Genomic DNA, 12,516 nt, shown 5'->3' on the forward strand with positions numbered 1-12,516 from the left:
CGCTGTATGTCGACCGACACCGGGACTCAACTCACCAGCCTGCCGCCCTGCTCGGTGAACGTCCCGATGCTGGTCGTTGCTTACACAGGCGATGCGACGCGGTCCGGCGACCGGGCTTTGTCCGGCAATCGGGCGCTCGCTGTCGAGACACCAGTCAACTTGGTGTACGGCAGCGTGCCGCACGCGGTCATGATGGCGACACCGTCCGATCTCGACGATTTCGCCTACGGCTTCAGTCTCACCGAAGGAATCGTTGAGGGTGCCGAAGAGATCCGCGGAACGCGGGTCGAGGCCGGGTCGGACGGCGTGCGGCTCCACATCGATCTGGCCCCGGGGCGGTTGCGCGAGCATCTCGCCCGCAAGCGCGCGATCAGTGGACGCACCGGATGCGGCGTCTGCGGCATCGAGGATCTGGCGGAGTTGCCGCGGGCGGAGATGCGGGCCGTCCCAACCCTGCAGATCCGGCTCCCGGCGATCGCCCGGGCGCTTGCGGGCCTCGACGCTGCACAGCGTCTCGGGGCGGAGACCCGGGCGGTCCATGCGGCCGCCTGGGCGGGTCTCGACGGTGAGCTGCTGGCCGTGCGGGAGGATGTCGGGCGCCACAACGCGCTGGACAAACTGATCGGCGCCCTGATGCGGGCCGGAACTCGGGCGGATCAGGGTTTTCTGGTGATCACCAGCCGCTGCTCGTTCGAGATGGTCGAGAAGGCCGCGCGTCTCGGTGCGGCCGTGATCGTGGCGATCTCGGCGCCGACGTCCCTGGCGCTCGAACGGGCCCGGGTACACGGGATCACGCTCTGCGCCATCGCGCGCGCCGACACGGTGACGGTGTTCACCGGAGCGGAACGGCTCGTAACGGCATAGGACGTTACTGAGCCGCTGGCTCCTTCTCGGATGGGCCGGGAACGATGGTTGCGCCACCGATCACCCGGACGGGCTTCTTGTCGGTCGGCGGATCCTTCCAGTCCTTGGCGACCGGCTTGGCCGCCTCCGCCACGGTGGGGGCGGCGGGCTTGGCCGCGTCGTCCGGCCGCGGTGCAGGAGTGGCGGACGGTGCCCGGTCGATCGCCGCCGACTTGGTCTCGGGTGCCGGTTCGACCTTCGGTTCGGCCTTGGACGCCTCGGCCGGAGCGATCTTGGGGGCCGGCGCCTCGGGCGAGGTCCGATTCGTGGCACGCAGCTCGGGATTCCGCGTCGGTGCGGTGCGCGCAAGCTTGCGCCGCGTCGGGCTTCGGCCGGCGCTGTCGGGATTGAGGCCGTCGGGGTTGCCTTCGGGCCGCGCCGTCGTGCGTCGATCGAGGCGCAGGGCCGGAGCATCCGCTCCCGGCACGACACGTAGCGCGCGCCGGGATCCGGCATCCTCCTCGGTCCAGCCGAAACCGGGGGCGGGCCGCTCTAGCCGCGCATACGCGTTGGGTGCACCGAGGCGCTGGCGCCCGACGATCCCGCCCGATCCCGGATCCACGAACAGCCGTATCGGCATGCCCGCCGGGCTCACGGCCTCGACCACGTAGACGCGCCCATTGAAGCGCGGACGGCTCAGGCCGGTGAAACCCTGGTCGGCGAGGCGCCACGCCACCACCCGCGGGGGCACGACCTCTTCCTCGAAGGCGAACTGGGCGCTGGCCCCGTGGCAGAGGCCCAGCAGCGCGCCGCCGCACAGGAGTGTGGCGCAGAGCGCCCGGCTCATCGTGGTCCGAAGGCGCGCGGACGTCCTGTTCGTTATTGTCACTCTGGTGCGTTCCCGTGCTGGAGACCCGGCAGAGTATCCGGTTCCGGCATGGTCCGGGCCGGTAGGACCCGGACCTCGACCATGCCGGCAGGGTCGTTGCCCCGCATGCCGCTTGTGCTCGGCACCTGGGGTAGACAACCCGATTCGGGCGAGATTGCGGAAGCTGGACGCGACTCTTCGCCAGGCGACAGAATGCCCGTTGGAGGGCTCGGCGGCAGTCACTTGCTGAAAGCATTTCAATCTGGCAATTTCGCGACTTAGGACAGCACAACTGTCCCATTGGCCGTGCACCGGCCGTCGCCGTCTCGCGTGCGGGCGAGACATTCCGGCAGACGGATACGGGCGCGCCAGCGCACCGCTCCCCGAGCGGTCCGGGTCCTCGATGAACGCAAGCAGAAGGACGTGTCCCTGCGGACCGGCCGGACGGCCTGCGGCATGTGGTCGGAGTGGCTGGCGCCGACGGCACGCGGGCACGAAACATGCTCGCAGGTTCATGAGCGGGCGCTCATGGGCGGACGGTGTCGAGGGAAGGACGAATCGAAGCATGTCACAGCGCAGGCCCGCCGACGCGTTTGCCGCTTCCACGCTCCAGGCCGCCGCCCCGCGCGGTGGCACGATGCCGCTCATCGTGCGCGATCCCGCGCTGCCGAAAGCTCAGGGCGCCTACGATCCGGCCCACGAGCGCGACGCCTGCGGCGTCGGCTTCATCGCCGACATGCACGATCGCCGCACGCACGCGATCGTCCAGCAGGGTCTGAACATCCTCGAGAACCTCGATCACCGGGGTGCTGTCGGTGCCGACCCGAAGATGGGCGACGGTTGCGGCATCCTCACGCAGATCCCGCACGGCTTCTTCTCCGACGAATGCTCGCGCCTCGGCTTCGAGCTGCCGCCGGCCGGTGCCTACGCGATCGGCCAGTTCTTCATGCCCAAGGCCGAGGAGCCGCGGGCGATCATCCAGGAGATCGTTGAATCGGTCCTCGCGTCCGAAGGCCTGCCGCTGCTCGGCTGGCGCGACGTGCCGGTCGATCCGGAGGATCTCGGCGTCGCCGTGAAGGCCACCGAGCCCCATCACCGGCAGGTCTTCATCGGCCGGCCCGCCTCAGTGACCGATCAGGACGCGTTCGAGCGCCGGGTCTACGTCGCGCGCAAGGGGATCTCCAACAGGGTCTACGCCCTCGACGATCCGCGGGTGAAGGAGTTCTACCCCGTTTCGGTCTCCACCCGGACCATCGTCTACAAGGGCATGGTGCTGGTCACGCAGCTCGGCGGCTACTTCCTCGACCTGAAGGACGAGCGCTTCGTCTCGGCCATCGCGCTCGTGCACCAGCGCTTCGCCACCAACACGTTCCCGACCTGGCGGCTGTCGCACCCCTACCGGATGGTCGCCCATAACGGCGAGATCAATACGCTGCGCGGCAACGTCAACTGGATGGCGGCCCGTCAGGCGAGTGTCGACTCCGATCTGTTCGGCAACGACATCTCGAAGCTGTGGCCGATCTCGTACGAGGGCCAGTCCGACACCGCCTGCTTCGACAACGCCCTCGAGTTCCTCGTGCAGGGCGGCTACCCGCTCGCCCACGCGATGATGATGCTGATTCCGGAGGCCTGGGCCGGCAATCCGCTGATGAGCGAGGAGCGGCGCGCCTTCTACGAGTACCACGCCGCACTGATGGAGCCGTGGGACGGCCCGGCGGCCGTTGCGTTCACCGACGGGCGTCAGATCGGCGCGACGCTGGACCGCAACGGCCTGCGCCCGGCCCGCTACATCGTCACCGATGACGGGCTGGTGGTACTCGCCTCGGAAATGGGCACCCTGCCGATCCCGGACGAGAAGATCGTGCAGTCCTGGCGCCTCCAGCCGGGCCGGATGCTGCTGATCGACCTCCAGAAGGGCCGCATCGTCTCCGACGAAGAGATCAAGGGCGAGCTCGCCGCGGCGCATCCCTATGCCGACTGGGTGAAGAACACCCAGATCGTTCTGGAGGATCTACGCCCTGTGCAGCCGCGCGAATCGCGTGGCGACGTGAACCTGCTCGATCGCCAGCAGGCCTTCGGCTACACCCAGGAAGATCTCAAGCTGCTGATGCAGCCCATGGCCGTCACAGGTCAGGAGGCGGTCGGCTCGATGGGCACGGATACGCCGCTCTCGGCGCTCTCCGAGAAGTCCAAGCTGCTCTACACCTACTTCAAGCAGAACTTCGCGCAGGTCACCAACCCGCCGATCGATCCGATCCGCGAGGAGGCCGTGATGAGCCTCGTCTCGTTTATCGGGCCGCGGCCGAACCTGCTCGACATGGAGGGCGCGTCCCGGCGCAAGCGCTTGGAGGTCCGCCAGCCGATCCTCACAAACGGCGACCTGGAGAAGATCCGCTCGATCGGCCATTTCGAGGACCGGTTCGACACCAAGACTCTGGACGTGACCTACCCGGCCGAGATGGGCGCGCAGGCCATGGACGGTGCCCTCGATCGGCTCTGCGACCGGGCCGAGGCGGCGGTGCGCGGCGGCTACAACATCATCGTGCTCACCGACCGGGCGGTCGGGCCGGACCGGATCCCGATCCCGGCCCTGCTCGCGACGGCATCCGTGCACAACTACCTCATCCGCAAGGGACTGCGGACCTCGGTCGGCCTCGTGGTCGAATCGGGCGAGCCGCGCGAGGTGCATCACTTCGCGTGCCTGGCGGGCTACGGCGCCGAGGCGATCAACCCGTACCTCGCCTTCGAGACGCTGCTCGATATGAAGGACGAGTTCCCGCCAGATCTCGCTGACGACGAGATCATCTATCGCTACATCAAGGCGATCGATAAGGGCCTGCTGAAGGTGATGTCCAAGATGGGCATCTCGACCTACCAATCCTATTGCGGCGCGCAGATCTTCGACGCGATCGGCCTGAACTCGACTTTCGTGGGCCGGGACTTCTTCGGCACGGCGACGACCATTGAGGGCGTCGGCATGGCCGAGGTGGCCGAGGAGACGGTCCGCCGTCACCGCGATGCCTTCGGCGACGCGCCGGTCTATCGCAACGCCCTGGATGTCGGTGGCGAGTACGCTTACCGCCTGCGCGGCGAGGCCCACACCTGGACGCCCGACACGGTAGCGACGCTGCAGCACGCGGTGCGCCTCAACGTGCCGGAGCGCTACCGGGAATACGCGCAGCTGGTGAACCGGCAGGAGAACCAGCTCAAGACCCTGCGCGGGTTGTTCCGCCTCAAGTCGGCCTCCGAGATCGGCCGCGAGCCGGTCCCGCTCGAATCGGTCGAACCGGCCTCCGAGATCGTGAAGCGCTTCGCCACCGGCGCCATGTCGTACGGCTCCATCTCCAAGGAGGCGCACGAGACGCTGGCCATTGCGCTGAACTCCTTCGGCGGTCGCTCGAATTCGGGTGAGGGCGGCGAGGAGGTCGAGCGGTTCAAGCCGCTGCCGGACGGGCGCTCGCGCCGGTCGGCGATCAAGCAGGTGGCCTCCGGCCGGTTCGGCGTCACGACGGAATACCTCGTCAATTCCGACATGATGCAGATCAAGGTCGCGCAGGGTGCCAAGCCCGGCGAGGGCGGCCAGCTGCCCGGCCACAAGGTCGACGCCAAGATCGCCAAGGTCCGCTACGCCACCCCGGGCGTCGGCCTGATCTCGCCGCCGCCGCACCACGACATCTATTCGATCGAGGATCTGGCCCAGCTAATCTTCGACCTGAAGAACGTGAACCCGTCGGCGGACGTGTCGGTGAAGCTCGTCTCCGAGGTCGGCGTCGGCACCGTGGCGGCCGGCGTCGCCAAGGCGCGGGCCGATCACATTACGATCTCTGGGTACGATGGCGGCACCGGCGCGGCACCGCTGACCTCGCTCAAGCACGCCGGCGGTCCGTGGGAGACCGGGCTGGCTGAGACCCAGCAGACGCTGGTGCTCAACGGTCTGCGCGGGCGCGTCGCCCTCCAGGCGGATGGCGGCATCCGCACCGGGCGGGATGTGATCATCGCGGCGCTCCTCGGAGCCGATCAGATGGGCTTCTCGACCGCGCCGCTGATCGCGGCCGGCTGCATCATGATGCGCAAGTGCCACCTGAATACCTGCCCGGTCGGCGTCGCCACCCAGGATCCGGTGCTGCGCAAGCGCTTCAAGGGTACGCCCGAGCACGTGGTCAATTACTTCTTCTTTGTGGCCGAGGAGGTGCGGGAGATCCTGGCGTCGCTCGGCTTCACCAAGCTCGAAGAGGCGGTCGGCCGCTCCGACCTGCTCGATAAGGTCGAGGCCATTGCCCACTGGAAGGCGCGCGGGCTGGACTTCACCAAGCTGTTCCACCGGCCGAAGGTCGCCGAGGGCACGGCAATCCGCCATGTCGAGAAGCAGTATCACCCGGTCGACACCGTCCTCGACCGGCGCCTGATCGCGGGGGCTCAAGCTGCCATCGAGACCGGCGAGCCGGTGGTCCTCACCGACACGATCCGCAACTCGGACCGGGCCGCTGGGGCGATGCTATCCGGCATGCTCGCCAAGGCGCACGGCCACGAGGGCCTGCCGGACGACACCATCGTGGTGAAGCTCACCGGCACCGCTGGCCAGAGCTTCGGCGCCTGGGTGGCTGCCGGTGTGACCATCGAGCTGACCGGCCACGGCAACGACTATGTCGGCAAGGGTCTGTCGGGCGGCAAGCTGATCATCCGGCCGAGCGACGCGCTGCGCTCGCCTGCCGACCGGACCATCATGGTCGGCAACACGGTGCTGTACGGAGCTGTCGCGGGCGAGTGCTACATCCGTGGTTCGGCGGGCGAGCGCTTCGCGGTGCGTAACTCCGGCGCGATCACGGTGGTCGAGGGCATGGGCGACCATGGCTGCGAGTACATGACCGGCGGCGTTGTCGTGTCGATCGGCGAGACCGGGCGCAACTTCGCGGCCGGCATGTCGGGTGGCATCGCCTACGTGCTCGACGAGGACGGCTCGTTCTCGGCGCGCTGCAACCTGTCCATGGTCGATCTGGAACCCGTCGAGGAGGAGGACGACCTCATGCGTCGCTTCCACCAGGATGGCGACCTGGAGACCAAGGGGCGGGTCGATATCCTGGCGGACATGTCGGGCCACGACGAGGAGCGGCTGACGCAGCTCATCAAGAACCATCTCAAATATACGGGCAGCCCGCGCGCCAAGGCGATCCTGGACGATTGGTCGAGCTATCGCACCAAGTTCGTGAAGGTGATGCCGGTGGAGTATCGCCGGGCGCTCCGCGAGATGGAGATGGCACGGATGCCGGTGGCGGCGGAGTAGCCGCCGCTTTAGACCGGGTGGTTCGCCACCCGGTCCCGCACACAAAAGACGCGACGACGCGGGCAGCGCAGTCAGAGACTGGCCGGCCCAGGGGCGGATCAATGGGCAAGATCACAGGCTTCCTCGAATTCGACCGGCAGGAGCAGAAGTATCAGCTCGCCGCCGACCGGGTCCGGCATTTTCGCGAGTTCACGCTCCCGCTCGACGAGCATGACCTGACCAAACAGGCGGCGCGCTGCATGGATTGCGGCATCCCGTTCTGTCACGGCCCGACCGGCTGCCCGGTCCACAACCAGATCCCGGACTGGAACGACCTCGTGTTCCAATCGGATTGGGAGGAGGCCTCGCGCAACCTCCACTCGACCAACAACTTTCCGGAATTCACTGGCCGCGTCTGCCCGGCGCCCTGCGAGGAAGCCTGCACGCTGAACCTCGAGAACCAGCCGGTCGCCATCAAGACGATCGAGCAGGCGATCGCCGACCGGGCGTGGAACATGGGCTGGGTGAAACCGGAGCCGGCGCAGATCCGCACTGGCAAGCGGGTGGCGGTGGTGGGCTCGGGCCCGGCCGGCATGGCGGCGGCGCAGCAGCTCGCCCGGGTCGGGCACGACGTCCACGTCTTCGAACGTGAGCCGAAGGCCGGCGGTTTGCTCCGCTACGGCATCCCGGACTTCAAGATGGAGAAGCGCCACATCGACCGGCGCGTGCGCCAGATGGAGGCCGAAGGCGTCGTCTTCCACTACAACCAGAATATCGGCATGACGAAGCCGGTGGAGGAGCTGAAGGCCGAGTTCGACGCCGTGATGTTCTGTGGTGGCGCCGAGGATCCGCGCAATCCGCAGCTGCCCGGCCAGGAGCTGGAGGGCGTGCACTACGCGATGCCCTTCCTCGTCCAGTCCAACCGGCGGGTGAACAACGAACCGATGCGCGGCAACGGCGAGCAGCCGATTCTGGCCAGCGGCAAAAACGTGGTGGTGATCGGTGGCGGCGACACCGCCTCCGATTGCGTCGGCACGGCGTTCCGCCAGGGGGCCCTGTCGGTGACGCAGCTCGACATCCGCCCGCGGCCGCCGGAACGCGAGGACAAGCTGACCGTGTGGCCCTACTGGCCGACCAAGATGCGCACCTCCTCCAGCCAGGCCGAGGGCGCGGAGCGCGAGTTCCAGGCGGCAACGCTCCGGCTCGAAGGCAACAAGAAGGGACGGCTTACGGGCGTCGTCTGCGCCCGGGTCGATGCCAAGCGCCAGCCGATCGAGGGTTCGGAATTCGTCCTACCGGCCGACCTCGTCTTCATGGCGATTGGCTTTGCCGGGTCGGTCCAGAAGGGGCTGCTGGAGCAGTCCGGGATCGGCGTCGACAAGCGCGGCAACGTCGAGGCGAACGAGGAGGATTATCGCACCTCCGACGCGAAGATCTGGGCGGCCGGCGACATGCGCCGGGGTCAGTCGCTGGTGGTCTGGGCGATCCGTGAGGGTCGACAGGCGGCCCGCGCCATTGACGAGATGCTGATGGGTTCGAGCGTTCTGCCACGGTAGGACTGCGCCGCTCCTCCCCCTTGTCGCGAGGGGGGGGAGCATTGTTCGCTGAGGCTACTGGTGTGAGAGCGAAGAAACTCAGGCCGGTAACGGCTTCAGCCTGGGGGCCAGCGAAAATCGTCGGCCCGCCCGGGCTGCGGCATCGGCGCGTTCCCGCGCAGCAGCGTTCGCTCGACCGTCCCGAGATTGTCCGCATCCCGCGGGCGCCCAGTTAGCAGGGAGCCGCCGGGCGAGACTTCCGTCCGGCTCAGCGGAATGACGGGCCCGGCCGCGGGCTTGACCGGCAGCGCCGGGACACCGGGGGGTTCCGGCAGGCTCGGCAGCATCGCGGTAATCTGCCGATCAATTGCCGCCGTGTCGGTGGACTGCCCGGTCCCGTCGAGGCTCGGGGCGACGACCGCGGGTAGCCCGCTCGGGGCCACGGTGGCGGACGGTTGATCGGCCGGCGCCGGCGCGGTGCCCATCAGGCGCTTGAGCTCGACATCAGCGAAATGCGCGAGCTTTCGGCCGCCGGCCTTCGTGAAATGAACGCCGTCGGCGGTGCGGAGCTTGGCGATCTGGCCTTCGGGGTCGGGCCCGGAGGCCGCGTAACGGTCCCGATCGTCGACGAAGCCCGGCCAGATATCGACATAGGTCGCGCCGGCCTTGGTCACGCTGTCGCGCACGATGTCGTTGATCGCAGCCAAATCGCGGCTCAGCGACTCGCTCTGCACGGGCGGCAGCCCGACCCAGACCAGCGGCAGCTTGCGGTCGGTGAACACCTTGACGAGCGCATCGACCCGCGCCCGGTACAGGGTACGCCAGCGATCGGTTAGAGGATCGACGGTCTCTTCGCCGTCTCGGATCGGCTGCCGGTCGTTGGCGCCCAGCATCACAAGGGCGTAGCGAACCTTTGGGTTCGTCTGGAGGTAATCCTGGGCCACCTTCGGCCAGTCGATCACGTCCTGGCGGACGAGCCCGCTGTCGCCCTTGGCGCGGTCGATCACAGCGACATCGGCGTTGTCCTCGAAGACGTCGTCGAGGCCCTTCGCCAGATGATCCGCCAGGGAATCGCCGAACACGGCGATCTGCACATGAGGCTCGGTCTTGGCGATGGCGGGCTTCGGTGGCGTCGGAGCCCGGGCGGGGCGCACCCGGCGTTTGATCGCGGGCATCGGCCGCTGGGCCTCGGCGGGACTGTAGCTGTTGCGGGGACGCGGGGCCCGGTAGGTCCGCTCGGGCGGGGGCGCGACGGGTTGCGGCCGGTCCTCCCAGGGCCAGTAGAACTGGCGCGGCGCCTCCTGCGGCGGCGCCGCGCGGGGCTGGCGCCCATAGCTTCCGTCATCCCGGTAATAGGCGTCCCGGGGGCGACGGCGTGGGGGCGCCTCATAGTAGGTGCCATTGCCGGGCTGCTGATAGCCGTCGCCCCATTGCGCGAAGGCGGGGGCGCCGCCGAGCAGCGGAAGGGCACCGAGCCAGAGCGCAGTGGCCAGACCCAGATGCACCGGCCGTCTTGAGCCGCAGCGACCAGCGACGTTCATGCGCATCCCGCACTCTTCACAACGAACGGAGCCGTCCGAAACCGCTGCACTATAGGGCGAAGTGGTTGCCGGGTCTAAATGTGCTCCGCGCGGAGCCGGCGCTCATCGGCCGGCGACGCGGGCGAGAAGAGCGGCGGTCGCGTAGCCGTCCGCGGGCAGGCCCACGCTGATCTGATAGCGCCGCACCGCCTCGCGGAGCTTGGGCCCGGCGCGGCCATCCGCCGGACCATCATAGAAGCCTGCCGCGGCGAGGCCGGCCTGAAGCGCGCGCAATCCCGACCCGTCGAGGCCCGGCGCCGTAGGCCAGGACGCGGCCAGCGGCGGGCCGCCCGCGAGGCGATCAGCGAGATGGCCTACGGCCAGCGCGTAGGAATCGGAGGTGTTGTAGCCCCGGATCACCTCGAAATTGTCGGTGATCAGAAAAACCGGCGCCCCGAGCCCGCCCGATAGAAACAGGCTGGCACGCCCCCGTGCCGGCAGCGGACTGCCATCCGTGCGTCGAACGCCCCGCTCGGCGAAGGCCGAGAGGTCGTCGGTGTAGCGCGCCAGATCGAAGCCCTCCGGCAGCCGCACCTCGTATCCCCAGGACAGGGCCGGATTCCAGCCGAGATCCTTGAGATAGGATGCGATGGAGGCGAGCGAGTCGGGCGCGCTGGTCCAGATGTCGCGATGGCCCTCGCCATCGAAATCGACCGCGTGCGCGAGATAGGTGGAGGGCAGGAACTGGACCTGACCCATGGCCCCCGCCCAGCTTCCGCTCATCCGCGCTGGTGTGATGTCGCCCCGCTGCAGGATGGTGAGAGCCGCCAGCAGCTCGTCGCGGAACAGGGTACCCCGGTGGCCCGCTTGCGCCAGCGTCGCGAGGGCGCGGATCGTCGGGACATCGCCCGCACTGGCGCCAAAATCGGATTCAATGCCCCAGATCGCCATCACCACCGGGCCAGGCACGCCGTACCGCGTCTCGATCCCCCGGAGCGTCGAGCCCAGCGCGGCGGCACGCGCACGGCCCCGAGCAATCCGGCCGGCCGAGGCCGCATTGACCAGATAATCCCAGACTGGCCGGACGAACTCGCTCTGCCGACGCGTCCGCGCCAGGATCGCAGCATCTGGAGCCACGATCCCGCGAAAGGCTGCATCGAAGGTCTGGGGTGTCACGCCGCGAGCTGCCGCATCGGGGCGCAGGGCGGTGACGAAGGCCCGGAAGGCACTGTCGGCGCCCGCACCGTCCTTCGCCCGCGCAACCCCCGGAAGGCACAGGCTGGCCGCGAGCAACGCCCTCCGCGACAGCACCCGGTCAGATCCGGTTGCGCTTGGCGAGGCGGTCCTCCCAGGCGAGCGCCTGACCCACGATGGCGTCGAGATCGTCGTGCTGCGGACGCCAGCCCAGACGGTCCCGGATCAACCCCGCCTCGGCCACGATCTGGGCCGGATCGCCGGGCCGCCGCGGACACAGCCGCACCGCGAAGTCGCGACCGGAAATCCGCTTCACCACCTCGATGACGTCGAGCACCGAGTAGCCGCGCCCGTAACCGCAATTCAGCGTCAGGCTGTCGCCGCCCGAGCGCAGATGATCGAGCGCGACCCGGTGCGCCTCGGCGAGGTCCGAGACCTGGATGTAGTCGCGCAGGCACGAGCCGTCGGGCGTCGGGTAGTCGGTGCCGTAGACGTCGAGCCGCTCGCGCTGGCCGAGCGCCGCCTGCGTGGCGACCTTGATCAGATGGGTCGCGTTCGGCGTCGACTGCCCGGACCGGCCCTGGGGGTCGGCGCCCGCGACGTTGAAATAGCGCAGGATCACATAGGTGAAGTCGTGGGCCGCTGCCGCGTCGGCGATCATCCACTCGCTCATCAGCTTCGAGCGGCCATAGGGGTTGATCGGCTTCAGCGGCAGATCCTCGGGGACCGGCACGACCTCCGGCTCGCCGTAGACCGCCGCCGTCGAGGAGAAGATCACATGGCGCACGCCGGCGCGGACCGCGGCCTCGATCAGCGAGCGGGTCTTTACGGTGTTGGCGAGGTAGTAGCCGAGCGGGTCCGACACGGATTCGGGGACCACGATCTTGGCGGCGAAATGGGCCAGCGCGTCGATGCGATGCTGCAGGATGGTCTGGGTGACGAGGGCTTGGTCCGCCACGTCGCCCACCACGAGCTTGACGCCTTCCGGCACGGCCCAGTCGAAGCCGGTCGAGAGATCGTCGAGAACCACGACCTCCTCGTGGCCGGCGTCGAGCAGCGCCAAAACCATATGGCTGCCGATATATCCGGCACCGCCCGTTACTAGGACCGCCATGTCACCCCCTCGATGCCGCCGCCATTAGGGCCGTACTCGATCGCATTGCAATCACGCGCGGCTCTTAACCTCTGTTTTGACGCGCTCTTGCGCCCAACCGGCGTCCACTTTGGCGGAGAGCCCTTTAAGCCTGCTTACGTGGTTGCAGACGCTATATTTACGGCACACTGCCCCATACTATC

7 protein-coding genes are annotated in these 12,516 nt (G+C 68.4%); 3 read left to right on the plus strand and 4 right to left on the minus strand.

The annotated features are described in order from the left end of the window. Nucleotides 1-66: 66 nt before the first annotated feature. Nucleotides 67-864, plus strand: coding sequence for a formate dehydrogenase accessory sulfurtransferase FdhD (fdhD, locus tag OXS27_RS04385; RefSeq protein WP_267354797.1), 798 nt, complete (start codon nucleotides 67-69; stop codon nucleotides 862-864). Between the two features lie 4 nt (nucleotides 865-868). Here fdhD and OXS27_RS04390 read toward each other — a convergent pair whose 3' ends face one another. Next, nucleotides 869-1,690: a hypothetical protein gene (locus tag OXS27_RS04390; protein ID WP_267354420.1), complete on the minus strand. Its 822-nt coding sequence runs from the start codon at nucleotides 1,688-1,690 to the stop codon at nucleotides 869-871. A 658-nt stretch (nucleotides 1,691-2,348) separates the two neighbouring features. Between OXS27_RS04390 and gltB the strand changes: the two genes are divergently transcribed. Both gltB and OXS27_RS04400 read left to right on the plus strand, forming a co-directional pair. Continuing rightward, on the plus strand, nucleotides 2,349-6,992 hold the full coding sequence (gene gltB / locus OXS27_RS04395) for a glutamate synthase large subunit (protein WP_267354799.1): 4,644 nt from the start codon (nucleotides 2,349-2,351) through the stop codon (nucleotides 6,990-6,992). A gap of 101 nt (nucleotides 6,993-7,093) precedes the next feature. Continuing rightward, nucleotides 7,094-8,527, plus strand: coding sequence for a glutamate synthase subunit beta (locus OXS27_RS04400; RefSeq protein WP_267354421.1), 1,434 nt, complete (start codon nucleotides 7,094-7,096; stop codon nucleotides 8,525-8,527). Between the two features lie 95 nt (nucleotides 8,528-8,622). Here the strand turns inward: OXS27_RS04400 and OXS27_RS04405 are convergent, their stop codons facing one another. The 3 genes from OXS27_RS04405 to galE all read right to left on the minus strand — a co-directional run bounded on the left by OXS27_RS04405 (nucleotide 8,623) and on the right by galE (nucleotide 12,334). After that, nucleotides 8,623-10,053, minus strand: a complete 1,431-nt coding sequence (locus OXS27_RS04405) for a DUF459 domain-containing protein (RefSeq protein ID WP_267354422.1) — start codon at nucleotides 10,051-10,053, stop codon at nucleotides 8,623-8,625. A 96-nt stretch (nucleotides 10,054-10,149) separates the two neighbouring features. After that, complete coding sequence (locus OXS27_RS04410) at nucleotides 10,150-11,337, minus strand: lytic murein transglycosylase (RefSeq protein ID WP_267354423.1); 1,188 nt, start codon at nucleotides 11,335-11,337, stop codon at nucleotides 10,150-10,152. Nucleotides 11,338-11,341: 4 nt separating this feature from the next. Next, nucleotides 11,342-12,334 carry a UDP-glucose 4-epimerase GalE gene (gene galE, locus OXS27_RS04415; RefSeq protein WP_243921233.1) on the minus strand — a complete coding sequence of 331 codons (993 nt, stop codon included), beginning with the start codon at nucleotides 12,332-12,334 and terminating at the stop codon, nucleotides 11,342-11,344. Nucleotides 12,335-12,516: the final 182 nt, after the last annotated feature.

The organism is Methylobacterium sp. GC_Met_3 (assembly GCF_026540775.1).
Classification (GTDB): domain Bacteria; phylum Pseudomonadota; class Alphaproteobacteria; order Rhizobiales; family Beijerinckiaceae; genus Methylobacterium.